General features: G+C 69.2%; 22 protein-coding genes. 10 read left to right on the top strand and 12 right to left on the bottom strand.

Features of this window, described 5'->3' with window-relative positions:
• Positions 1-53: 53 nt before the first annotated feature.
• The 6 genes from ACRSCF_RS00870 to ACRSCF_RS00895 all read right to left on the bottom strand — a co-directional run bounded on the left by ACRSCF_RS00870 (position 54) and on the right by ACRSCF_RS00895 (position 6,649).
• Entirely contained in the window at positions 54-1,445 is a 1,392-nt protein-coding gene (locus ACRSCF_RS00870; protein ID WP_046987214.1) for an amidase, read from the bottom strand.
• Positions 1,429-1,689, bottom strand: a complete 261-nt coding sequence (locus tag ACRSCF_RS00875) for a hypothetical protein (RefSeq protein WP_016450256.1) — start codon at positions 1,687-1,689, stop codon at positions 1,429-1,431. Before ACRSCF_RS00875 ends, ACRSCF_RS00870 begins: the two co-directional genes overlap by 17 nt.
• The gene (locus ACRSCF_RS00880) at positions 1,667-2,638 is read right to left on the bottom strand and encodes a tripartite tricarboxylate transporter substrate binding protein (RefSeq protein WP_016450255.1); all 972 of its coding nucleotides are present in this window, start codon (positions 2,636-2,638) and stop codon (positions 1,667-1,669) included. The genes ACRSCF_RS00875 and ACRSCF_RS00880 overlap by 23 nt, the downstream gene beginning before the upstream one ends.
• Before the next feature lie 338 nt (positions 2,639-2,976).
• Positions 2,977-4,485, bottom strand: coding sequence for a class I adenylate-forming enzyme family protein (locus tag ACRSCF_RS00885; protein ID WP_034365593.1), 1,509 nt, complete (start codon positions 4,483-4,485; stop codon positions 2,977-2,979).
• A gap of 14 nt (positions 4,486-4,499) precedes the next feature.
• Positions 4,500-5,498, bottom strand: a complete 999-nt coding sequence (locus ACRSCF_RS00890; protein WP_244387715.1) for a Bug family tripartite tricarboxylate transporter substrate binding protein — start codon at positions 5,496-5,498, stop codon at positions 4,500-4,502.
• A gap of 155 nt (positions 5,499-5,653) precedes the next feature.
• Positions 5,654-6,649, bottom strand: a complete 996-nt coding sequence (locus ACRSCF_RS00895) for a LysR family transcriptional regulator (protein ID WP_099752870.1) — start codon at positions 6,647-6,649, stop codon at positions 5,654-5,656.
• A 99-nt stretch (positions 6,650-6,748) separates the two neighbouring features.
• Here ACRSCF_RS00895 and ACRSCF_RS00900 point away from each other — a divergent pair, with 99 nt between their 5' ends.
• Genes ACRSCF_RS00900 through ACRSCF_RS00910 form a run of 3 tightly spaced genes read left to right on the top strand, consistent with a single transcriptional unit; the run spans position 6,749 to position 9,950 of the window.
• On the top strand, positions 6,749-7,972 hold the full coding sequence (locus ACRSCF_RS00900) for a CaiB/BaiF CoA transferase family protein (RefSeq protein WP_244387717.1): 1,224 nt from the start codon (positions 6,749-6,751) through the stop codon (positions 7,970-7,972).
• Between the two features lie 56 nt (positions 7,973-8,028).
• Complete coding sequence (locus tag ACRSCF_RS00905) at positions 8,029-9,048, top strand: NADPH:quinone oxidoreductase family protein (RefSeq protein WP_198819887.1); 1,020 nt, start codon at positions 8,029-8,031, stop codon at positions 9,046-9,048.
• Complete coding sequence (locus ACRSCF_RS00910; RefSeq protein ID WP_034365589.1) at positions 9,045-9,950, top strand: Bug family tripartite tricarboxylate transporter substrate binding protein; 906 nt, start codon at positions 9,045-9,047, stop codon at positions 9,948-9,950. Before ACRSCF_RS00905 ends, ACRSCF_RS00910 begins: the two co-directional genes overlap by 4 nt.
• A gap of 11 nt (positions 9,951-9,961) precedes the next feature.
• Here the strand turns inward: ACRSCF_RS00910 and ACRSCF_RS00915 are convergent, their stop codons facing one another.
• From ACRSCF_RS00915 to ACRSCF_RS00940, 6 genes are all read right to left on the bottom strand, one after another.
• Positions 9,962-10,177, bottom strand: coding sequence for a hypothetical protein (locus ACRSCF_RS00915; RefSeq protein ID WP_052151677.1), 216 nt, complete (start codon positions 10,175-10,177; stop codon positions 9,962-9,964).
• Between the two features lie 10 nt (positions 10,178-10,187).
• Positions 10,188-11,396: an acetyl-CoA C-acetyltransferase gene (locus tag ACRSCF_RS00920; RefSeq protein ID WP_244387718.1), complete on the bottom strand. Its 1,209-nt coding sequence runs from the start codon at positions 11,394-11,396 to the stop codon at positions 10,188-10,190.
• 43 nt (positions 11,397-11,439) lie between these two features.
• Positions 11,440-12,741, bottom strand: a complete 1,302-nt coding sequence (locus ACRSCF_RS00925) for an acetyl-CoA hydrolase/transferase family protein (RefSeq protein WP_013800085.1) — start codon at positions 12,739-12,741, stop codon at positions 11,440-11,442.
• Positions 12,738-13,535, bottom strand: a complete 798-nt coding sequence (locus ACRSCF_RS00930; RefSeq protein ID WP_012202133.1) for an enoyl-CoA hydratase/isomerase family protein — start codon at positions 13,533-13,535, stop codon at positions 12,738-12,740. The genes ACRSCF_RS00925 and ACRSCF_RS00930 overlap by 4 nt, the downstream gene beginning before the upstream one ends.
• A gap of 51 nt (positions 13,536-13,586) precedes the next feature.
• A complete protein-coding gene (locus ACRSCF_RS00935) occupies positions 13,587-14,480 on the bottom strand; it encodes a MaoC/PaaZ C-terminal domain-containing protein (RefSeq protein ID WP_432675180.1) in 894 nt (297 codons plus the stop codon).
• A 171-nt stretch (positions 14,481-14,651) separates the two neighbouring features.
• On the bottom strand, positions 14,652-15,569 hold the full coding sequence (locus ACRSCF_RS00940) for an SDR family NAD(P)-dependent oxidoreductase (protein WP_244387719.1): 918 nt from the start codon (positions 15,567-15,569) through the stop codon (positions 14,652-14,654).
• 206 nt (positions 15,570-15,775) lie between these two features.
• Between ACRSCF_RS00940 and ACRSCF_RS00945 the strand changes: the two genes are divergently transcribed.
• The 7 genes from ACRSCF_RS00945 to ACRSCF_RS00975 all read left to right on the top strand — a co-directional run bounded on the left by ACRSCF_RS00945 (position 15,776) and on the right by ACRSCF_RS00975 (position 23,935).
• A complete protein-coding gene (locus tag ACRSCF_RS00945) occupies positions 15,776-16,684 on the top strand; it encodes an FAS1-like dehydratase domain-containing protein (protein ID WP_016452186.1) in 909 nt (302 codons plus the stop codon).
• 190 nt (positions 16,685-16,874) lie between these two features.
• Positions 16,875-18,041 carry an acyl-CoA dehydrogenase family protein gene (locus tag ACRSCF_RS00950; protein WP_012202137.1) on the top strand — a complete coding sequence of 389 codons (1,167 nt, stop codon included), beginning with the start codon at positions 16,875-16,877 and terminating at the stop codon, positions 18,039-18,041.
• Positions 18,042-18,052: 11 nt separating this feature from the next.
• Positions 18,053-19,255 carry a CaiB/BaiF CoA transferase family protein gene (locus tag ACRSCF_RS00955; RefSeq protein ID WP_244387720.1) on the top strand — a complete coding sequence of 401 codons (1,203 nt, stop codon included), beginning with the start codon at positions 18,053-18,055 and terminating at the stop codon, positions 19,253-19,255.
• 41 nt (positions 19,256-19,296) lie between these two features.
• Positions 19,297-20,661 (top strand): MmgE/PrpD family protein, encoded by a 1,365-nt coding sequence (locus ACRSCF_RS00960; RefSeq protein ID WP_244387721.1) that lies wholly within the window; start codon positions 19,297-19,299, stop codon positions 20,659-20,661.
• A gap of 103 nt (positions 20,662-20,764) precedes the next feature.
• Entirely contained in the window at positions 20,765-21,772 is a 1,008-nt protein-coding gene (locus ACRSCF_RS00965; RefSeq protein ID WP_017406883.1) for a tripartite tricarboxylate transporter substrate binding protein BugD, read from the top strand.
• A 23-nt stretch (positions 21,773-21,795) separates the two neighbouring features.
• On the top strand, positions 21,796-22,668 hold the full coding sequence (locus tag ACRSCF_RS00970; RefSeq protein WP_034365582.1) for an HpcH/HpaI aldolase/citrate lyase family protein: 873 nt from the start codon (positions 21,796-21,798) through the stop codon (positions 22,666-22,668).
• A gap of 187 nt (positions 22,669-22,855) precedes the next feature.
• Positions 22,856-23,935 (top strand): Bug family tripartite tricarboxylate transporter substrate binding protein, encoded by a 1,080-nt coding sequence (locus tag ACRSCF_RS00975; RefSeq protein WP_034365581.1) that lies wholly within the window; start codon positions 22,856-22,858, stop codon positions 23,933-23,935.
• The last annotated feature ends 29 nt before the right edge of the window (positions 23,936-23,964 follow it).

Consider the following 23,964-nt stretch of genomic DNA (forward strand, 5'->3'; position numbering starts at 1 on the left):
ATCAGCGAGGACCGGGGCTGCTGCTGCGGCTGTGTCCGAGCCAAGCACGGCGGTCAGGTGCCGTCGGGCAGCAGCTGGTTTTCCCAGCCGGTCAGCCGCTCGATGGCCCGGGCCACCTGCAGGATGCGGGCCTCGTCGAAGTAGCGTCCCACCACCTGCACGGCCAGCGGCAGGCCCTGGGGTGACAGGCCCACCGGCACGCTGACGGCCGGGTGCCCGGTCACGTTGAAGGCATGGGTCTGCACCGGCCAGTGGCGGAAATGCGGCATGGGGTCGAAGCGCGGCGCCGTATCCAGGGTGATGGCGGTCAGCAACACGTCGCAGCGGTCCAGCGCAGCGTCCACGCGGGCCGCCAGCATGCGGCGCACACGCAGGGCGTTCAGGTAATCCTCCGAGGACACGGTGGCGCCCAGCAGCAGCCGCGCCGCCGTGAGCTCGCCATAGTCCAGCGGGCGCGAGCGCAGGTCCTGCGCATGGATGGTGAACATCTCGGCACTGAGGATGACGCGGCCGGCCGCCAGGAACTGCTGGCTGTGGGGCAGGCTCACGTGGATGGGACGGGCGCCGGCCTCGGCCAGCAGCGCGGCCGTGCGGTCGAAGGCCGACAGGAACGTGGGCGACGCCTGGGGCGACGACTGGAAGTGGTCTTGCGGCACGCCGATGGTCAGGCCTTTCACGCCCTGCTCCAGCCCCGTGCAGTAGTCGTCCACGGGTTCGGTGGAGCTGGCCGGGTCCAGCGGGTCGTGCCCGGCCAGCACCTGCAGCGCGATGGCCGCATCCTCCACGCTGCGCGACAGCGGGCCGCAGTGGTCCAGCGTCCAGGCCAGGGGGAACACGCCGTGCTTGGAGACGCGGCCGTAGGTGGGTTTCAGCCCCACGGCGCCGCACCAGGCGGCCGGTATGAGGATGGAGCCGCCCGTGCAGGTGCCCAGGGCCAGCCGCGTGAAGCCTGCCGCAATGGCGGCGCCCGAGCCCGACGACGATCCGCCCGGAATATGGGCCAGGTCCCAGGGGTTGCGGGCTGCGGGAAACGGCAGGTCGGGGCTGGGCGCGCCGATGGCGAACTCATGCGTGGCCAGCTTGCCCAGGATGACGGCGCCCGCATCGCGCAGGCGCCGCACCGGCGTGGAATCGTCTTCGGGCACATAGTCCAGGCTCAGCCAGGACTGGCAGGTGGTCGGCAGGCCGGCCACGTCGTAGACGTCCTTGATGGCCACGGCAATGCCGTGGAGCAACGGCAGATCGGCGCTTTCTCCGCGCGCCATGTCTGCGTTGCGCGCAGCCTCCATGGCACCGCTGGCATCGAGATTGGTGAAGGCATGGATGTCGATGTCCATGGCGCGGATGCGTCCCAGCGCCGCCCGGGTCAGCATCTCCGAAGTGGTCTTGCCGGCGCGCAGCGCGCTGGCCATCTGTCGTATCGAAAGTTCAGGACTGCCGCTCATGCTTGCTCTGACGGGAGATGGTGGTGTGGATCTGCGAGGGTCCCGCCTCATGCGCCAGTTCGTTGACGAGGCCGCGGTGCTCCATCAGCAACTGGTGCTCCGCCAGGATGGGTCCCAGCCGCTCGAAGGGGATGTCGATGCCGTGCTTTTTCAGCGCATTGAGCAATTCGTGCAGCGCATTGACATCGGGCCCTGCCAGTTTCTGCGGCGAAGGGGGTATTTCAGATTTTCGCGATGCCGGCATCACTGACCACCTTTCTCCATTTTCTGGCGTCGTCGGATACGAATGCCTTGGTGCTGTCCACGGATTTCCAAAGGGGAATGCTGCCAAGCTCCATGAATTTCTTCTGCACCTTTTCGTCGGTCAGGATATTTTTCATCTGTGCATTGATGGCGTTCACTATCGCGGCCGGCGTGCCCTTGGGTGCCATGAGCACATTCCATGAGGTCTCGTTGAAATTGCCGAGCCGGGCCGGGCTTTGCTCGCTGAGCGTCTGCCAGTCGGGCATGAGGGGTGAGCGCTCGCGCGTGGCCACGCCCACGCGATTGACCTTGCCCTGGTGCACATACTGCTTGGCCGTGATCAGCAGGTCGAAGGCGATATCGACCTGGCCGCTCACCAGGTCGCTCATCATGGGCGCGGCGCCCTGGTAGGGGATGTGCAGCATGCGTATGTCGGCGGCCAGGCTCAGGGCCTCGGCCGCCATGTGGCCCGCGCTGCCGTAGCCCGGCGTGGCATAGGTCAGCTTGCCGGGGCTGCGCCGCGCCAGCTCGATCAGGTCCTGCACCGACGCCAGCTTCAGGCCCGGGCGTGTGATGAGCACCAGAGGACCGTCGTTGATGGTGGAGATGGCTTCGAGGTCGTTGACCACGTCATAGCCGGCCTGCGTGTACAGCGCGCCCGAGATGGTCTGGGCCGTGGAGCAGATCAGCAGCGTATATCCATCGGGACGGGCCTTGGAGACCTGGCGCGCACCGATGTTGCCCGAGGCGCCAGGGCGGTTTTCCACCACCACGTTGACGCGCAGGCGTTGTGCAAGCTCCTTGGCGATGATGCGCCCCACGATATCGGTGCCACCGCCTGCCGGGAAAGGTACAACCAGCGTGATCTGCCGGTCTGGCCAGGCCGCATGAACCAAGCTGGCAGCGATCAGGAAAATACCTCCGAAAATCAGATTGAGGATTTTTTTCATTCGCTTGATTCAAATGGTTGCGGAAATGGGGCTTGTCTTTTTGCAGACGTGAGCAGGCACATGGGATGTGCACCACTGCGGCTGCCTGCAGCCCGGGCCTGGCAAGCGTTCAGTTAATGAATCTTTTTAAACTATCGAGATATTAAGTTCCATAGTTTTACATCATGAAAGAAGGGGTGCAAGGCCTGCGCCACGCTTGGCGTAGGGGTGTTGCATCGATGCCGCAGATAAGGGTTTCCGACGGCGATGGCCTTGGCGCGCGTCGGGATTCAGGGCAGGGAGGGTGAAAGGTTGCACCGGCAGTGGCACCGGCGCAACGATTCAGCGGGCGTGGTGGCTCAAGCGCGCAGCGCCTGTTCCTGCAGCAGGCGCTTGAGCACCTTGCCGTTGGGGCTGGTGGGCAGCTCGGACAGGGGCACGATGCGGGCGGGCAGCTTGTAGGGCGCCAGCCGTTCTCGCAGGTGGGCACGCGCGGCAGCGTTGTCCAGCGTGGCGCCGGGCTGCAGCTCGACGAAGGCGATGACCTCCTCGTTGCCATCGTTTTCGGGGCGGCCGACCACGGCGCTGCGCTGCACGCCGGGCAGCTCGTTGAGCGCCAGTTCCACCTCGGCCGGATACACGTTGAAGCCCGAGCGGATGATCATTTCCTTGAGCCGCCCCACCACGAAGAGCGCGCCGTCGGCATGCAGCTCGCCCAGGTCGCCGCTGGCGTACCAGCCGCCCTCGCGCATCACGGCGGCCGTGGCTTGGTCATCGCGGAAGTAGCCGTGCATCAGGCCGCGCCCGCGTATCCACAGCTCGCCGCGCTCGCCCACCGGCAGGGGCCGGCCCGTGGCCGGGTCCACGGCGCGCACCTCGGCGCCTTCCACCACGTAGCCTGCGCTGGTGTCGGGCCGCTGCTCGCCCTGTCGCGTGAGGTGGACCGACCCTGCGTATTCCGACAGGCCGTAGCCATGGTGCAGCGCCTGGCCGAAGGCGGCCTCCACGCGTTTCTTGAGCGTCAGGTCCAGCGGGCCTGCGCCTGTGTAGACATAGCGCAGCGCAGGCGCCTGCGGGTGGGCAATGCCCTGCTCCTGCAGATGGGCCAGCAGGCGCGCGTACAGCGCTGGCGGCCCCTGCAACTGCGAGATGCCGTGGCGCGCCAGCGCGTCCAGCAGGTCGGCGGGGTCGAACTGCGGGCGCATCACCATCTGCGCGCCCGCATGCAGCGAGGCCAGCAGCACCGTGCCCAGCCCGAAGATGTGGGTCATGGGCACGAAGGCGTAGCTGCGGTCCTGCGGACCCAGCCCGCGCGATGCGGCCGAGACGCGCGCGAACAGCGTCAGCGCCTCATGCCCCACCATCACGCCCTTGGGCGTGCCCGTGGTGCCCGAGGTGAAGATCAGCGCCGCCACCTCGTCCTGCAGCGCGCCGGATTCGGCCACCGCCTCAGCGCGCACGGGGCTGTGCTGCATGCCGGCCAGGGCCGAGTCGCCTGCGCCAAAGCGCCGCGCGTGGCCGCTGGCGCTGTCCGATGCGGCCGAGGTGAAATACACCACGCGCGCATCGGCCTTGGCCGCAAAGGCATCGATCTCGCCGGGCGCCATGCGTGCGTTCACGCCGCAGGACCAGGCGCCCACGCGGCTGCAGGCCAGGATCAGCGCCGCATGCTCGGGGCAGTTCTCGGCCACGACCAGCACGCGGTCGCCGGGCCGCACCTGCAGCGCGCGCAACTCGGCCTCGGCCGTGTCCGCCAGCGCGCCCAGGTCGGCAAAGCTCAGGCTGCTGCCGTCGGGCAGGTGGATGAAGGGACGCTGCGGCGCTTCGGCCAGCCAGCGGTCCAGCAGATGGTGTATTCGTTGATTCATGCTCCGCGTATCCCTCAGTCCACCACAATGCCTTGCGTGACGGTGGCCCACATCGCGCGTTCTTTTGCACCGCGCTCGGCCAGTTTCTGGGGGGCGCCGGTCCACTCTTCGTAGCCCAGTTCCTTGAGGCGCTTGCGCAGCTCCGGCTGGGCCAGGGCGGAGTTGATGGACTTGTTCAGGCGGGCCACGAGTTCGGGCGACATGCCCTTGGGCCCATAGACGCCATACCAGCCGCCCACGTCGAAGCCCTTGAGGCCTTCGATGCCGGACTCGGCAAAGGTGGGCACATCGGGCAGCGAGGCATTGCGCTGCGGCGAGGTCACGGCCACGGCGCGCACCTTGCCGCTCTGGATGTAGGTGCTGGCGGTGCTGATGATGTCCAGCATCATGCTCAGCTGGCCGCCGATCACGTCGGTCATGGCCGGTGCGTTGCCCTTGTAGGGGATGTGGTTCATCTCGATGCCGCTGCGCCGCGCGAACAGCAGCGCGCCCAGATGGTTGGAGCCGCCCACGCCGGCCGAGCCGTAGTTGAGCTTTTGCGGATGGGCCTTGGCATAGGCCACAAGCTCGGCCGTGGTCTTGTAGGGCTCGTTGTTGTTGACCACCAGCACGTTGTAGTAGCTGAGCACGGGCGCCACGGGTGTGAGGTCACGGGCCGGGTCGAAGGACATCTTGCTCATCACGTTGGGGCTGATGGTGATGGTGGGGCTGGCCGCGAACCACAGCGTGAGGCCATCGGGCCTGGCGCGCACGACCTCGCTGCCGGCCATGGTGGCGTTGGCGCCGGGCTTGTTCTCCACCACCACCGAGGCGCCCAGCTCCTTGGTCAGCGCCACGCTGAGCAGGCGGGCGCCCTGGTCCACGGGGCCGCCGGCCGAGTAGCCCACGATGAGGCGCACGGGCTGCGCGTCCTGCGCGGCGGCGGGGAGGGTGGCTAGGGCGGCCACCAGGGACGCCAGAAGCGGGGCATGGGCCAGGGTGGCCAGGGCCTTGCGGCGGTGTTGGGCGGGCATGTGCATGTCTCCTGCAAAAAATGAATGAAGCGCTGCCGTGGCCTGCACGGCGGCGCGCCCGGTCTGCGCCGGACATGCAGGCAATGGTGCGCACGCCGGCGCTTCTTGGGAATCTGCTTTTGCCTAAGCCGGGGTTTGCCGGCTGTTAGGACGTCCTAGGAAGACAGGTCCGCGCCCGCCTCTTCGGCGCCCGCCTGCCAGCTGGGTGCGGCGGTGACGATGGCCTCGCGCAGGAACTGCTGGAAGGCGCGGGCCGCCATGGTGGGCTGGCGGTCGGGCATGCGCACCAGGTACATGGCATTGCCCAGGCCGGAGAACACCACCTGGTCCAGCACGGCCACCAGGGTACCGCCGGCCAGCGCGGCCGAGGTCACGTAGTCGGGCAGCAGGGCCAGGCCCAGGCCGTCCAGCACGGCGTCGTACAGCAGGCGGTAGTCGCCCGATTGCAGCGAGGGCAGCACATCGAGGGCAGCGGCGACGCCATCGTCGCCGCTGCCGGTCAGCCAGGCCAGCCTGCCGCCCATGGCCAGCGGCAGGATGAGGCGGGCCTGCAGCAGGTCGGCAGGCGCGCGCAGGGGCCGGCCCAGCGACTGCTCCAGCGCCTGCAGGCAGGCGGGCGTGGCCACGAAGTTCCAGCGCACATCGCACAGCCGCGTGGCCACCAGATCGTCCAGCGGCGCGGAGGTGATCTGCACCGCCAGATCGACCTTGGAGGCCACGAGGTCGGCCATCTGGTCGTTGATCAGCAGGCGCAGGCGGATGTCGGGATGCTCGCGGCAAAAGCCCAGGATCAGGGGCTTGAGATAGAAATGCCCGAAGCCGGTGGGCACGCGCACGCCCACCTCGCCGCTCACGGTGGAGCGCAACTGGTGGATGGCATCGCGGGCGCGCTGCAGCTCCTCCATCATGGCCAGGCAGCGCCGGTACAGCAGCTGGCCGGCCTGGGTGAGCTCCACATTGCGCGTGGTGCGGCGCAGCAACTGCGCGCCCATCTCGGTCTCCAGCGCACGCAGCCGGCGCGAGACGTTGGAGCGCGTCATGCCGCCGCGCTCGGCCGCCCGCGTGAGGCTCTTGGCCTCGGCGATGTCGATGAAGACGCGGCACAGGTTCAGGTCCATCTCGGCATTCTTTGCAGGGCCGGGGCCGGCCATTGTTGATCGGGAGTCACCAGGCCTGGCCTGCTGGCGAGGATTGTGGCGCCAGCCCTGCCTCCCTAGCATGGAGGAAACCATGGCGAAAGGCCGCTGACCGTGAACCAAGAAGCTTTGCAAACCGCGCCGCCGGCGCCCCTGGCGCACTACCGTGTGCTCGATCTGAGCCAGGGCGTGGCCGGCCCCTACTGCACCCACCTGCTGTCGCGCCAGGGCGCCGAGGTGATCAAGGTCGATCCGCCCGAAGGCGACTGGGCGCGCCACGTGGGCATCTCGCGCAACGGGCACAGCAGCCTGTCGGCCACCTACAACGCGGGCAAGCGCAGCATTGCCGTCGATGCGCGCCAGGCCCAGGGGCGCGCGCTGCTGCTGCGGCTGGCGCGCGAGGCCGACATCGTGGTGCAGAACTTCCGCCCCCAGGTCGTGCAGCGCATGGGCGTGGACTACGACAGCCTGCGCGCGGCCGGCCTGGACCCGGTGTACGTCTCCATCAGCGGCTACGGACCCACGGGGCCGTATGCCGACCGGCCCGCCACCGACTCCGTCATGCAGGCGGACACGGGGCTGATGACCAGCAACCGCGACGTGCAGGGCCAGCCCCAGCGCGTGGGCCTGCTGCTGGCCGACATCGCGGCCGGCGTCTACGCCGCACAGGCCTGCACGGCGGCCCTGCTGGGCAAGGCGCGCAGCGGGCGCGGACGCCATGTGGAGCTGAACCTGTTCGAGGTCTGCTGCGCCCTGCAATCCACGGTGCTGGCCGAAGACGCGCTGCGCGGCGGCCTGCCCGCCGAAGGCGTGAGCGCCCCCAACGGCGTGTTCGCCACGGCCGATGGCTTCATCACCGTGCTGGCCCTGAACAACGACCAGTTCGAGCGGCTGTGCCGCGCGCTGGACCTGCCGCACTGGCTGCAGGACGCGCGCTTTGCCTCCAATGCGGGCCGCATGGCCCACCGCCATGTCCTGCATGCCGGGCTGCAGGCCTTGCTGGCGCAGCAGCCGCGCGCTCACTGGGAGCAGCGCCTGGCCGCACAGAGCGCCCTGCATGCGGGCGTGCGCACGCTGGCCGACGTGGTGGCGCATCCCCAGGCCGTGCACCGCGCATCGTTCGCCACGCTGGCGCAGCCCGGCTTCGGGCCGCTGCTGTATGCGGCTTCACCTTGGCCGGCAGACGCAGCAGCCTGCGGTGCATCCCTTGGCGCCGCGCCGCGCACGGGCGAGCACACGCGCCAGATCCTGGCCGAGGCCGGCTGCACGCCGCAGGAGATGGAGCAATGGATGGCCAGCGGCGTGGTGCACCAGTGCGCGCAGGAGGTCATGGCATGAGCGCTTCCACATCCAGGTTCACTCCCGCCTCTCCGGACACCTCCCCGGACACCTCCATGCAGGCCCTGGTCTGCCATCAATTCGGCGCGCCGCACGAGGTGGTCAGCCTGCAGTCCATGGACAGGCCCGGCCAGCCCCTGGGCGCGCACCAGGCGCGGATTGCCGTGGCCTACGCCAACGTCAGCCACGCCACGGGCCTGCTGATCGAGGGCCGCTACCAGCGGCGCCCGCCACTGCCCTTCGTGCCCGGCACCGAAGGCGTGGGGCGCGTGCTGGAATGCGGCAGCGCGGTGCAGCACCTGCAGCCCGGCGATGCCGTGGCCTTCATTGCCGACTGGGGTGCCTTTGCGCAGGAGACGGTGGTGCATGCATCCACCGTCTACCGCCTGCCTGCGGGCATGCCCTGGCTGCAGGCCCTGCCCATTCCCCTGTCCTACGGCACGGCCTACACGGCCCTGCACTGGCGCGCGCGCCTGCAGGAAGGCGATGTGGTGCTGGTGCTGGGCGCCGGTTCGGGCGTGGGCGCTGCGGCGGTGGAAGTAGCCCGGCAGACGCCCGGCGTGCAGGTCATCGCCTGCGCCAGCACCGAGGCCAAGCGCGCCGATGCGCTGCGCCGTGGCGCGCACCAGGCAGTCACCCCGCAGGACCTGGCCGCCCAGGTCAAGCAGGCCACGCAGGGCCGGGGCGCCTCCGTCGTCTTCGACCCCGTGGGCGGCGATCTGCTGCTGCAGGCACTGCGCGCGGCCGCGCAGAACGCGCAACTGCTGAGCGTGGGCTTCGCCAGCGGCGCCATTCCCGCCGTGCCCATGAACCTGGCCCTGGTCAAGAACCTCACGCTGCACGGCTTCTTCTACGGCCGCTACATCGGCTGGACGCCGGCCGATGAGCGCCAGGCCTTCGCGGCGCAGCTGCAGCCCGTCATTGCCACGCTGCTCGACTGGGCTGCCCGGGGATGCATCCATCCCCAGGTCAGCCAGGTCTTCGCCATGCATGAACTGCCGGCTGCGCTGGATGCGCTGCACGGCCGCAACGTGACCGGCAAGCTCGCACTCGCCATTCAAGGAGACAAGGTATGACAACGCAACGCACAGGCCCCGCGCTTTCCCGCCGCACCCTGCTGGGCGCCGCGGCGGCGCTGGCCGCATGGAGAACGGCAGGCGCGCAGCCATCCGCCGGGGCCCTGGGCTATCCCAAGGCGCCCATCCGCGTCGTCGTGCCCTATCCACCGGGCGGGCCTACCGACGTGGCCAAGGCGCCGGCCGATGGCTACACGCTGCTGGTCAACGCCTCCATCCACGTCATCAACCCCTACGTCTATGCCAGCGCGCCCTACGATGCCTTCCGCGATTTCGAGCCGGTCACGCAGCTGGTCGATGTCCCGCTGGTGCTGGTCGTGGGCAGCCAGCTTCCGGTGCGCAATGTGCAGGAGCTGATCGCCTGGGCCAAGGCCCATCCCGGGCAGGTGAACTTCGGCTCGGCCGGCAATGCGTCGTCACAGCACCTGTCGGGCGAGCTGTTCCGCTTGAAGACCGGCGCGCAGATGCAGCATGTGCCCTACAAGGGCAGCTCGCCGGCCCTGACCGACCTGATGGGCGGGCAGATCCAGCTCATGTTCGACTCCATGCCCTCGGCCATGCCCTTCATCGCCTCGGGCCGGCTGCGCGCGCTGGCCGTCACCTCGGCCAGTCGCTCGCCCTCCCTGCCCGATGTGCCCACCATGGAAGAGGCCGGCATGCCGGGCTTTCGCACCAGCACCTGGTACGGACTGTGGGCGCCGAAGAACACGCCCCAGGACGTGGTGCAGAAACTGTGGACCGAGTCCCGCCGTGCGCTTGCCGAACCCCAGATCGTCGCGCAATACCGCCGCCTGGGCGCCGAGCCCGTGGGCTCCACGCCCGCCGAGTTCGCGCGCTACATCCAGGCCGAAGCCCGCAAGTGGGAAGAGATCGTGAAGGCGTCGGGAGCGCGGGCGGATTGAGGAGGCCGCCGTCAGGCACCAGCCTTGATTCGGCTGGCTGCCTGCCTTCCCAGATCCGCGATAAAGAGGTCAAAGTCTTCATCCGGCACGTCAATGTAGTGACCCGAGGCGACATCCGCCCACCCCCGCATAGCCGCTTGCCGTAGCGCTTCCAGCTTGGTCGCTTGGGTCTGAGCTTCGACGATTCGATGTTGCTGCTGGCTCAGATTCACTGGACGTGTCGACATGACGGGTTCCTCACACCCGCTCGAACACCGCCGCGATCCCCTGGCCGCCGCCTATACACATGGTCTCCAGCCCATAGCGGCCCTTGCGGCGCTCCAGCTCGTGCAGCAGGGTGGCCAGGATGCGCACGCCGGTGGCGCCTATGGGGTGGCCCAGGGAGATGCCGGAGCCGTTGACGTTGAGCTTGTGGTCTATGGCGCCCTGGTCGTTCCACTCCCAGCCCTTGAGCACGGACAGCACCTGGCAGGCAAAGGCTTCGTTGAGTTCGACCAGGTCCATCTGGTCCAGCGTGAGGTTCAGGCGTGCCAGCAGCTTCTTGACGGCGGGCACGGGGCCTATGCCCATGTGCGAGGGCTCGCAGCCTGCGGCGGCCCAGCCCACCAGGGTGGCCATGGGGGTGAGGCCCAGTTCGGCCAGCCGGTCCTCGGCCACGATCAGGCAGGCGGCGCTGGCGTCGTTCTGCTGGCTGGCGTTGCCGGCCGTGACCGTTCCATTGGGCATGAGCACGCGCAGCTTGCCCATGCTGTCGGTGGTGGCGTCGGCGCGAAAGCCTTCGTCGCGCGTGAACAGCACGGGGTCGCCCTTGCGCTGGGGCACCTTGACGGGGACGATCTCGTCGGCGAAGCGGCCCGCCTTCCAGGCGGCGGCGGCGCGCTGGTGGCTGCGCACGGCATAGGCGTCGGCTGCCTCGCGGCTGATGCCGTAGTCGCGCGCCAGGTTCTCGGCGGTCTCGATCATTCCCGAGATCTTTCCGAAGCGCTCCACGGGCTGGGAGCGCTCGCGGCCGCGGTCCAGCCGGTCGTAGAAGCGCACATTGCCCGAGCGCGCACCCCAGCGCATGTCGGTGCTGTAGTACTCGATGTTGCTCATGCTCTCCACGCCGCCTGCGATCACCACGTCGGCGGCGCCGCTTTGCACCATCATGGCCGCCGTGGCCACGGCCTGCAGGCCGCCGCCGCAGCGCCGGTCCAGCTGCATGCCCGGCACCGTCACCGGCAGGCCGGCCTGCAGCGCGGCCCAGCGGCCCACGCAGGGCGTCTCGCTGCTGGCGTAGGACTGGGCGAAGACCACGTCGTCGATGCGTGCGGGGTCGATGCCGCTTTTCTCGACCACGGCGCGCACCGTGGTGGCGGCCAGCTCCTCGACCGATACCGGCCGCAGGCTGCCGCCGAAGGTGCCCACGGGCGTGCGAAGGGGGGTGACGATGGCGGCTCTGCGCATGGTGTTGTCTCCTTGGGAATCAGTGGATCAGTGGATCAGTGGATCAGGAAAAGGCTGCGCCGCATTGGCGCAGCAGGGTATGTGCCTGTTGTTCCAGGTCGGCGCGGTGCTCCGGCGCCGCGATGTCGATCAGCCGTTTCACGCGGCGCGACAGCGTCTGGCCGCGCAGGTCGGCCACGCCGTGTTCGGTGACGATGAGCCCGGCGTCGCTGCGCGGCGTGCTGACGGGGCCGGACAGCCGCGCAACGATGCGCGTGGCCCCCCTGGCCGTGGCGGGCAGGGCGATGATGGGCAGGCCCCCGCGGCTGCGTGCCGCGCCGCGCAGAAAGTCCACGGCGCCCCCCACGGCGCCCACGTAGACGCCGCCCGCCACCTCGGAGTTGATCTGGCCCGTGAGGTCCACCTCCACCGCCGAATTGATGGCAGCCAGCCGGTGGCTGGCGGCCAGCACCTCGGGGTCGTGCGTGTAGCGCGTCTCGCGCAGTTGCAGGGCGGGGTTGCGGTGGGCCCAGCGCCTGAGCGATTCGCCGCCCATGAGGATGCCGCCGATGCCCACGCCGCGGTCCTGGCTCTTGCGCGCGTGGGTCAGCACGCCGGCTTCGGCCAGGGCTGCAATGCCGTCGCCCACGGCGCCGCTGTGCAGGCCCAGGTCGCGGTGGCCGTGCAGGGCGGCGAGCACGGCCTCGGGCAGGTTGCCCACGCCCACCTGCAGCGTGGCGCCGTCTTCGATGAGGGCGGCCACATGGCCGGCAATGGCCTGCTCGGCAGGGCCGGGTGCGCTGCGCGCCTGGTCCAGCGGAGGGTGTTCGGCATCGACCAGCAGGGCGAAGTCGCCGGCCTGCAGGTGCAGGCTGCCGTGCGTCCACGGAATGGCGGGGTTGACCTCGCCGATCAGCACGCGCGCCTTGCGTATGGCGGCCGGCAGGTATTCATGGACCAGGCCCAGGCTGTAGCGGCCTTGTGCATCGGGTGGCGAGACCTGGAGCAGCACCACGTCGGCAGGCAGCAGACCCTCGTCGATCAGGCCGGGCAGGTGGGAGTAGTGGCTGGGCAGGATGTCCAGCACTCCGGCCTGCGCCAGCGCGCGGTGGGGGCCGCCGGCCGCGTAGCCGAAGAAGTCGATGGCGTCGGCATGCGCCGGCTGCAGCGTGTCTGATGCGCCCATGCCCACGAAGACGCGCAGCCGGCCCTGGCCACCGTGCCGGGCCAGTGCATGGCGCTGCGCGACCACGGCACGCGTGAGCGTCAGCGGCTCGGCCGTGGCCTGGCCCCACCACAGGGTGTCGCCGGGGCGGATCAGGGCCTGCAGCCTTTCTTGCAGGGCGTCCGGCGACAGCACGCTCATGGCGCGCGGTCCCAGTCGAAGCGCGTGGGCTGCTTGTCCTTGAAGCGCTGCACCGCCTCCTGGTGGTAGTCCGAGCCACGGCACATCGTCTGGGCATAGGCTTCCAGCTCGGCCATGGCGCGTGCGTCCAGCTCGAAGGCCTGGTTCATGGCCGTCTTGGCCATGCCGATGGCGGCCGTGGATGCCTCGCCGAAGCGCCGCGCCAGCGCCACGGCGGCGGCCTGCAGGGCCTCGCCGTCTTCCACGATCTCGTAGACCATGCCCAGCGACCTGGCTTCCTCGGCCTGCACGGTGCGCGCGGTGAAGACCAGCTCCTTGGCCTTTTGCAGGCCCACGATGCGCGGCAGCATGTGCATGGCGCCCAGGTCGGGCACCAGGCCGATGCGGCCGAACACGGCGCAGAATTTCGCGCGCCGCGTGCACAGCACGAAGTCGGCGGCCAGCGCCAGGCTCAGGCCCGCGCCGAAGGCCGGGCCGTCCACGGCGGCGATCACGGGCTTTTCGAGGTTGACCAGCTCGGGGAACCACTGGTGCAGGCTGCGCATGCGCTGGCGCCAGGGCAGGCCGGCCTGGCTGGCATCCATCATCTGGCTGATATCGCCGCCCGAGCAGAAGGCGCCGCCCGCGCCCGTGAGGATGACGGTGTGCACCTGCGCGTCATCGCGCATCTGCGCCACGGCGGCGGCCAGGGCCGGGCGCATGGCCTGGTTGAGCGCGTTGCGGGCCTCGGGCCGGTTCAGCGTGATCGTGCCTATGCCGTCCTGGACGGAGGTCAATACGGGGGAGGTGTTCATGGGAACTCCAGGGCAGGGGGAAGGAGCGGCCTCTTGCGAGGCCGCCGTGCATCAGGCGAGTTCGGCGTAGCCGTGGCTGAGCACGATCTTGTCGCGTTCCAGCACGCGGGCGCGCAGTTGCAGCTGGCAGGGCTGGTCGGGTGTGCGCCAGATCTCGGTGACCAGGGTTTCGCCGGGATAGACGGGCGAGGTGAAGCGCACATCCAGCGCCTTCAGGCGCGCGGGATTGCGGTCGCCGCATTGGCGCAGCACGGCATGGGCCACCAGGCCGTAGCTGGCCAGGCCATGCAGGATGGGCCGCTCGAAGCCGGCCTTGCGCGCCACGGCCGGGTCGGCATGCAGCGGGTTGTAGTCGCCCATCAGGCGGTACAGCAGCGCGGCCTCGGGGCGTATGGCCTGGGTGTCGGTGAAGTCGGGCGCGCGGTCCTCCGGCGTGGGGCGAAGCGGCGCCAGGGGCGCGTCGCTGGGCTGGCCGCCGTCCAGCAGGCTGAAGCCGCCATCGCCGCGCAGAAAGCTGACCTGCTGCACGGTGGCCAGCAGCTCGCCGCCGGCGGTCTCCAGGCGCCGCTCGGTGACCATGATGGCGCCCTTGCCCTCACCCTTGTCCGTCAGGTGCGTGATGCGGTTGTGGCCCACCACGTCGGCGCTGGCCGGCAGCGGACGGTGCAGCCGCATGCGCTGCTCGCCATGCAGCAGCTTCACCCAGTCGATGCCCGTATCGGCCTCGCGCGCCCAGAAGCCCGGGTAGCCCAGCACCACGGCCTGCGAGGGCAGGGCGCGCAGCCCGCCCGGCGCCCCTTCGTAGAAAAAGGGCAGGGCGTCGGCGCACAGCGGATCGCTGCCCAGGCCCAGGCTCAAGGCATAGAGCATGGTGTCGCGCTCGCCATAGTGCTGGCGCACGGGCTCGAAGGGGCGCTGTTTCAGGTGGTCGTAGCGAATGGTCATGGAACGGGTCATCTCGGTAATTGATTGCGCTGGCGCAATACCAACAGCCTTCAAAACCGGCGCACCCCAACCCAGGGGCGCCGAGCAAGAGCCGCCTCGCGGCGAGGGCGCCGTCCCCCTCCCGCGAAGCGAGAGAGGGGGAAGCGGCGCAGCCGCTCAGGGGGTGCTCTTCTAGACAGGGTCCCAGCTGAAGACATCTGCCGAGCGGTCCAGCGGCACGAACGATGCCTTGAGCGCCGGCATGCCGTGCTCGGCAATGAACTGGGGCGACCAGCCCTCGCTGCGGTGCACCGAGCGCAGCGGGCGCGGCTGGCTCATGACGAAGATCTCGTTGTTGCGCACGGCGAAGACCTGGGCGTTCACGTCGCGGGCCGCGTCGGACAGCAGGTAGACGGCCAGCGGGGCGATCTTGTTGGGCGTCATCTGCTGGATCTTGGCCACGCGCGCCTGCTGCTCGGGCGTGTCGGTGGGGATGGAGCCGATCATGCGGCTCCAGGCGAACGGCGCGATGCAGTTGGAGCGCACGTTGAACTTCTGCATGTCCAGCGCAATGGACTTGGACAGGGCCGTCAGCCCCAGCTTGGCCGCGCTGTAGTTGGCCTGGCCCAGGTTGCCGATCAGGCCCGAGGTCGAGGTCATGTGCACGAAGGCGCCGCTTTCCTGCTCCTTGAAATGGTTGGCGGCCGCGCGGCTCATGTAGTAGCTGCCGTACAGGTGGACCTTGATGACGGCGTCCCACTCGTCCAGGCTCATCTTGTGGAAGAACCGGTCGCGCAGGATGCCGGCGTTGTTGACCACGCCGTCGATGCGGCCGAAGCTGTCCATGGCGCACTGCACGATGCGCCCCGCGCTGGCGGCCTCGGCCACGCTGTCGGTGTTGGCCACGGCCTGGCCGCCTGCGGCCTTGATCTCATCGACCACCTTCTGCGCCGGGCCGGCGTCCGTGCCCTCGCCCGTGGTGGAGGTGCCGATGTCGTTGACCACCACCTTGGCGCCCTCGGCCGCCATGGCCAGCGCCATGTCGCGCCCGATGCCGCCGCCGGCACCCGTCACCACCACTACCTTGTCCTGCATCATTTTCTGCGCCATGGCTGTCGTCCCCGTTCAGTGTTCGTTGGAAAGAAGTCGGGACCAAGGATGCCGGCAAACGCCGCACCGCGCCATTCGCCAATCACAAGGGCGGACTTCGCGGGAATGAAAGCAGGGGCGGACAGGCCGCGCCGGCCCAGCCTTCAGCGCGGCCAAAGGCTTGCTTAAGAAAACGCGGATTGCGGGCCGCCGCGCTTGCACCGACCATGGCGGCCATGACAGACAAGCAAGCTACCGACACCCTCGACGCCGCCGCGCTGGCGCATCTTCAGTCCTGGCAGGGCCGCAGCGAAACCCTGGCAGACAGCATCACGGCCGCGCCCGTGGCCGCGCTGTCGGCCACGCTGGACCGGGAAGACCCTGAGCCCGCCGACGGCACGGCGCTGCCGCCGCTGTGGCACTGGATGTACTTCCTGCCCCATGCACGCCAAAGCGAGCTCGGCCCCGACGGCCACCCGCGCCGTGGCGGCTTTCTGCCGCCCGTGCCGCTGCCGCGCCGCATGTGGGCCGGCGGGCGCCTGCGCTGGGAGGCAGGCAACGCGCTGCAGGTGGGCCAGAAGGTGCAGCGCCGCTCCACCATCGGCTCGGTCAGCCACAAGAGCGGCCGCTCGGGCGAGCTGCTGTTCGTGCTGGTCGAGCATGCCTACAGCAACGACCAGGGCCTGGCGCTGACCGAGGAGCACGACATCGTCTACCGCGCCGCTGCCCAGCCCGGCGATCCCGCGCCCACGCCCCAGAAGCCGCCGCTGGACGGCCAGCAAACCTGGTCGCGCACCATCGTTCCCGACGACGTGCTGCTGTTCCGCTACTCGGCCCTGACCTTCAACGGCCACCGCATCCACTACGACCGCCGCTACGTCACGGGAGTGGAGGGCTATCCGGGCCTGATCGTGCACGGCCCGCTGATCGCCACGCTGCTGCTGGACCTGCTGCGCCGCGAGCTGCCCCAGGCGCGCGTGCTGTCCTTCGAGTTCAAGGCCGTGCGCCCCACCTTCGACCTGCATGCCTTCAGCGTGCACGGCAAGCCTTCTGCGGACGGCAAGACCGTCGAACTCTGGGCGCAAGACCACGAGGGCTGGCTGACCATGACCGGCACGGCAAGTGTCTCCCCCTGAGTCGCTTCGCGCCTTCCCCCTCTCTACCCGCTTCGCGGGGGAGGGGGACGACACCCTCGGTGCGGGGCGGCCCTTCCTCGGTGTCCCTTGCTTTGGGCGGCGCCGGCTTTGGCTCCCGCTGCGATAACTGAATTGGTATTCAACACATTCCGCGCTGTGAAGGCGCTGACCATAAAGCCTTGAGACCACCATGATCGAACACACGCTTTCCAACAATTTCCCCGAAATCCGCGACGCCATCCGTGCGCTGTGCGCCGAGTTCCCTGACGAGTATTTCCGCAAGATCGACGAGCAGCGCGCCTATCCCGAGACCTTCGTGGACGCGCTGACCAAGGCCGGCTGGCTGGCCGCGCTGATCCCGCAGGAGTACGGCGGCTCGGGCCTGGGCCTGACCGAGGCCAGCGTGATCATGGAAGAGATCAACCGCTGCGGCGGCAACTCGGGCGCCTGCCATGGCCAGATGTACAACATGGGCACGCTGCTGCGCCACGGCTCGCAGGCGCAAAAGGAGAAATACCTGCCGCGCATCGCCTCGGGCGAATGGCGCCTGCAGTCCATGGGCGTGACCGAGCCCACCACGGGCACGGACACCACCAAGATCAAGACCAGCGCCGTCAAGAAGGATGGCCGCTACGTGGTCAACGGCCAGAAGGTCTGGATCAGCCGCGTGCAGCACAGTGACTGGATGATCCTGCTGGCGCGCACCACGCCGCTGGCCGAGGTGAAGAAAAAGAGCGAGGGCATGTCCATCTTCATGGTGGACCTGGCCGAGGCACAGAAGAGCGGCCTGACCGTGCGCCCCATCCCCAACATGGTCAACCACGAGACCAACGAGCTGTTCTTCGAGAACCTGGAAATCCCCGAGGAGAACCTGATCGGCGAGGAAGGCAAGGGCTTCAAGTACATCCTCGACGGCCTCAACGCCGAGCGCACGCTGATTGCGGCCGAATGCATTGGCGACGGCTACTGGTTCCTGGACCGCGTGACCAACTACGTGCGCGACCGCAACGTGTTCGGCCGCCCCATCGGCCAGAACCAGGGCGTGCAGTTCCCCATTGCCGATGCCTTCATCGAGGTCGAGGCCGCCAACCTCATGCGCTGGAAGGCCTGCGAGATGTTCGACGCCAACCAGGCCATGGGCGCCCAGGCCAACATGGCCAAGTACCTGGCGGCCAAGGCCAGCTGGGAGGCGGCCAATGCCTGCATCCAGTTCCACGGCGGCTTCGGCTTTGCCTGCGAATACGACGTGGAGCGCAAGTTCCGCGAGACGCGCCTGTACCAGGTGGCGCCGATCTCGACCAATCTCATTTACTCCTACGTGGCCGAGCACATCCTCGGTCTCCCCCGCTCGTTCTGAAGGCACTGCGCATGACACAGCAACGCCTGAGGCCCCTGGACGGCACCACCGTCGTCTCGCTGGAACATGCGGTGGCCGCACCGTTTTGCACGCGCCAGCTGGCCGACCTGGGCGCGCGCGTGATCAAGGTCGAGCGGCCCGGCAGCGGCGACTTTGCGCGCGGCTATGACCAGCGCGTGCAGGGCCAGTCCTCGCACTTCACCTGGATCAACCGCAGCAAGCAGAGCCTGGCGCTGGACCTCAAGCAGGACGAGGCTATGCAGGCGCTGCTGCAGCTGCTGGAGGGTGCCGACGTGCTGGTGCAGAACCTGGCGCCCGGCGCGGCCGCGCGCATGGGCCTGTCCTATGCGGCGCTGCGAGAGCGCTTTCCGCGCCTCATCGTCTGCGACATCAGCGGCTACGGCGCAGACGGCCCCTACCGCGACAAGAAGGCCTACGACCTGCTGATCCAGAGCGAGGCGGGCTTTCTCTCGGTCACGGGCACGCCCGAGGTGCCGTCCAAGGCCGGCATCTCGGTGGCCGACATCGCGGCCGGCATGTATGCGTACACCAACATCCTGTCGGCCCTGCTGCTGCGCGGGCGCACGGGCGAGGGCAGCCACATCGACGTGTCCATGCTGGAGGCGCTGGGCGAGTGGATGGGTTACCCCATGTACTACGCCTTCGACGGCGCGCCGCCGCCGCCGCGCACCGGCGCCTCGCACGCCAGCATCTATCCCTACGGGCCTTTCGAGGCCGGTGACGGGGGGACGGTGATGCTGGGCCTGCAAAACGAACGCGAGTGGAAGCTCTTTTGCGAACAGGTGCTGCTGCAGCCCGAGCTGGCCACGGATGCGCGCTTTGACAGCAATGCGCGCCGCAACGCCAACCGCGAGGAGCTGCGTGCGCTGATCCTGGGCGTGTTCAACGCGCTCGATGCCGCACAGGTGGTGCAGCGGCTGGATGCGGCGGGCATCGCCAATGCGCGCGTCAACGACATGGCCGGCCTGTGGGCCCATCCCCAGCTGGCCGCACGCCAGCGCTGGTGCAGCGTGGACACGCCGGCCGGTCCGGTGCAGGCGCTGCTGCCGCCCGGCGCCAACAGCGCCTTCGACTACCGCATGGAGGCCGTGCCCGCCGTGGGCGAGCACAGCGCCGCCATCCTGGCCGAGCTGGGCTGGAGCGCCGAGCGCATCAGTGCCCTGTGCCCGCCCCCGGGAAAAACCGCCCCCTGAAACCAGGGCGCATGCCCAAGAATGCGCCGGAGACCCAACCCATGAAAAACGACACCCAAGTGAGCATCCATCCGCTGGCCCAATTCGCTGCCTCGCTGCGCTGGGACGACGTTCCCGCCGCCGTTCAGCAGCGCGCCGAAGACCTCTGGGTGGACTGGTTCGGCTCCGTGCTCGCAGGCCAGGGCGCGCGCCCCGTGCAGAGCATCACGCGCTTTGCGCTGTCCCAGGGACCGGCGCAGGGGCCTAGCGAGATCCTGGGCAGTGCCGACAACACCTCGCCCATGATGGCGGCCCTGGCCAATGCCGCGGCCTCGCATGTGGCCGAGCAGGACGATGTGCACAACGGCTCGGTCTTCCACCCCGCGGCCGTGGTCTTCCCGCCCGCGCTGGCCGTGGCGCAGAGCATCGGCGCCAGCGGCGCCGAGCTCATGGCGGCCTGCGTGGCCGGCTATGAGGTCGGCATCCGCGTGGGCGAGTTCCTGGGCCGCAGCCACTACCGCATCTTCCACACCACGGCCACGGCCGGCACCCTGGCCGCCGCGGCCGCCGTGGGCCGGCTGCTGGGCCTCACGCCCGCGCAGATGCAGCATGCCTTCGGCTCGGCCGGCACGCAGTCGGCAGGGCTGTGGGAGTTCCTGCGCACGGGCGCCGACAGCAAGCAGCTGCACACGGCGCATGCGGCCGCTGCGGGCCTGATGTCGGCCTATCTGGCCCGGGACGGATTCACCGGTGCGCAGGACATCTTCACCGGACCGCAGGGCCTGGCGGCAGGCATGTCCACGGACGCCGATCCCACGCGCCTCACGGACGGCATCGGCACGCGCTGGGCCACGGCCGAGACCTCGTTCAAATGGCATGCCTCCTGCCGCCACACGCACCCGGCCGCCGACGCGCTGCTGCAGGTCATGCAGGACCACGGCCTGGCCCCCGCCGACCTGGCGCAGGTCACCTGCCACGTGCACCAGGGCGCCATCGACGTGCTGGGCCCCGTGGTCGATCCCGGCACGGTGCACCAGAGCAAGTTCTCCATGGGCACGGTGCTGGCGCTGGCCGCGCGCCACGGCCATGCGGGCCTGGACGAGTTCGACAACGAATACCTGGCCGCCACCACGGTGGCCCTGCGCGAGAAGGTGGGCATGGTGCTGGACCCCGAGGTCGATGCCGCCTACCCGCAGCGCTGGATCGGCAAGGTCACCGTGCTCACCACCGATGGCCGCACGCTGCACGGCCGCGTGGAGGAGCCCAAGGGCGATCCGGGCAACACGCTGTCGCGCGAGGAGATCACGGCCAAGGCGCTGCGACTGATCGCCTATGGCGGTGCCCTGCAGGACGACCCCGCCCAGGCCGCTGTAGCGCGGCTGTGGCAGATCGCGCACTGGCCGCGCGTGCAGCGCCTGCTTGACTGAGTTTTTGACTGAGTTTTCGCGCCGGCCCCGGCCGGCGAATCCATGGGAAAGGCGCCACCACAGAGCGCCTCCCGCTTCCACCCAAGTGCACAGGAGACAAACCATGCAACGCACCACTTCTTTCCGCCGCCGCCTCGTTTACGCAGCGGCCGCCGCCTGCGCCCTTGCCGCCGGCGGGACGACCACCGGCGCCCTGGCCGCGGCCTGGCCCGACAAGCCCGTCGTCCTCGTCGTGCCCTACAGCGCTGGCGGCCCCACCGATGTGGTGGCGCGCCTGCTGGCCGTGCCCATGGGCCAGGTGCTGGGCCAGAGCGTGCTGGTCGAGAACACCGTGGGAGCGGGCGGCACCATTGCGCCCAACCGCGTGGCCAAGGCCAAGGCCGACGGCTACACCATCCTCATCCACCACATGGGCATGGCCACGGCGCCTGCGCTGTACAAGAAGCTGCCCTATGACCCGCTCAAGGACTTCGAGTACATCGGCCAGGTGCTGGACGTGCCCATGACCCTGCTGTCGCGCAAGGACTTCCCGGCCAACAACTTTGCCGAGCTGCTGGACTACGTGAAGAAGAACCAGGAGAAGGTCTCGCTGGCCAATGCCGGCATCGGCGCCGTCTCGCAGCTGTGCGGCATGCTGTTCATGCACCAGGCGGGCGTCAAGCTCACCACCGTGCCCTACAAGGGCGCAGGCCCGGCCATGAACGACCTCATGGGCGGCCAGGTGGACCTGCTGTGCGACCAGACCACGCAGACCGTGCCCGTGATCAAGGACGGCCAGCGCGCCAAGGTCTTCGGCGTGACCACGCCCAAGCGCCTGTCCTCGCTGCCCGACATCCCCACGCTGGACGAACAGGGCCTCAAGGGCTTCGACGTCAAGGTCTGGCACGGCATGTACGCGCCCAAGGGCACGCCCAAGGAGGTGGTCATGGCCATCAACAAGGCGCTGAACGTGGCCATCAAGGACGAGAACGTCAAGAAACGCATCGCCGAACTCAGCTCCGACCTGGTCACGCCCGACAAGGCCACACCGGAAGGCCTGCGCACCCACCTGCAGGCCGAGGTGGCGCGCTGGGACAAGGTCATCAAGGCCGCAGGCGTCTCGGCCGAATAAACCGCTCTCCCAAGGACATCCGCATGCACGATCTGGCGCGACAGGCCACTTCCTTTCTCTTCGTCCCCGCCACGCGGCCCGAGCGCCTGGGCAAGGCCCTGGACAGCGGCGCCGACATGGTCATCGCCGACTGGGAGGATGCCGTGGCCCCGGCCGACAAGGACGGCGCCCGCCAGGCGCTGGCCCAGGCCGTGGGTGCGCTGAAAGGCCCGGCCCGTGCCCGCCTGCTGGTGCGCATCAACGCCGAAGGCACGCCCTGGCATGCGGATGACCTGCGCGCGCTGGCGCAGCTGGTGGAGCAGGGCGTGGCCGGCGCCATGGTCTCCAAGGCCGAGCGCGCCCAGACACTGCATGCGGTGGCCCAGGCTGCGGGCGCACGGGCGGCCGTGCTGCCCCTCATCGAAAGCGTGGCCGGCCTGGATGCGGCCGACGCCCTGGCTGCCGCGCCCCAGGTGGTGCGCCTGGCCTTCGGCCACCTGGACTTCCAGGTCGATGCGGGCATGGCCTGCGACCAGGGCGAGGAAGAACTGCTGCCCATGCGCATGGCCCTGGTCCTGGCCTCGCGCCGCGCCGGCATTGGCGCGGCCGTGGACGGCGTGACGGTGGACACGCGCAACCCCGAGCGGCTGGCCCAGGACGCGGCACGCGCGCGGCGCATGGGCTTTGGCGGCAAGCTGTGCATCCACCCGGCCCAGGTCCAGCCCCTGCACGCCGTCTTCGACCCCGATGCAGCGGCCGTGGCCCAAGCGCAGCGCCTGCGCCAGGCCCTGGCCGAGGCCGGAGGCGGCGTCTGCGTGCTGGACAGCCGCATGGTCGATGCGCCCGTGCTCAAGCAGGCCGAACAGGTGCTGCTGCGCCATGCCTGGGCGCAACAGAGATCTGCAGCACGATCTTGATCAAAATGAGACTGAAAGTCCGTTTTGCACTCAGAGTTTTCTGATTCTGGTGCAAGCAGTCCAATGATTTCCCTGATGTTGAATCCATATGCCTCGAATACGCTTGGCCAACTCGATTGATTTCGAGACGGCGGTTTCTTGATCCAGTATCTCCACCCATGGAGGCACCCAGGCAAAGGAGCATGTGATGGCAGTGATCTCGGGGACGGCATCGAACAGCGGATTCAACGGCCAGTTGAATGACCGACTTGAAGACCGAATGGATGACCGACTGGATAACCGATTGAATCGGCGCCAGGCGCTGGCCCTGGCGGCCGGCGCCGTGGCGGCAGGGCCCGCCAGCGTGCTGGCGCAGGCCGGCTTTGCCACGCGGCCCGTGCGCATCGTCGTGCCCTTTGCGGCAGGCGGCGCCACCGACGTGATTGCGCGCATCCTGGGCGAGCGCATGGCCCAGCAGCTGGGCCAGACCGTGGTGGTGGACAACAAGCCCGGCGCGGCCGGACTGATCGGCGGCGAGATGGTGGTCCGCTCCGCACCGGACGGGCTCACCCTGCTGCTGGGCACCACCTCCACCATGCTCACCAACAAATACCTCTACAAGAAGACCGCCTACGACCCGCTGACCGACCTTACGCCCCTGTCGCGCGTGTGCATGGCGCCCATCGCCCTGGTGGTCACGGCCGACGTGCCCGCCTCCAACCTGCGCGAATTCATGGCCTGGGCCCAGGCCAACGCGGGCAAGCTCTCGTATGGCTCCTACGGCATAGGCTCGCACGGCCACCTGGCCTGCGCCGTGCTCAGCGACATGGCCGGTGCCGGCATGGCGCATGCCGCCTACCGGGGCGAGGCGCTGATGGTGCAGGACATGCTGGGCGGGCGCATCCCCATCGGCATGGGCAGCCTGCTCACGCTCAAGCCCCACATCGATGCAGGCAAGCTGCGCGCCCTGGCCGTCACCGGCACGCGCCGCGTGCCCCTGCTGCCCGAGGTGCCCACCTTTGCCGAGGCCGGCTACCGCCACGAGGCCATGGAACTGTCCGGCTGGCTGGCCATCGCCGGCCCCAGGGGCCTGCCGGCCGACCTCACGCGGCAATGGGGCGAGATCTCCAACCGCGCCGTGGCCAGCCGCGAAGGCACGGCCCGCATCATCGCGGCCGGTTTCGTCCCTGTCGATGACGACAGCCCTCAGCGCTTCGGCAAGGCCTGGGCGCAGGAGGCTCCGGTCTGGGGGCGGCTGCTGCAGTCGGCGGGGGTGCAACCCGGTTGATGGCGCACAGCGGCCCTGGTTGCCCAAGG

It is taken from the genome of Delftia sp. 11MD, from assembly GCF_050907895.1.
Classification (GTDB): domain Bacteria; phylum Pseudomonadota; class Gammaproteobacteria; order Burkholderiales; family Burkholderiaceae_C; genus Comamonas; species Comamonas tsuruhatensis.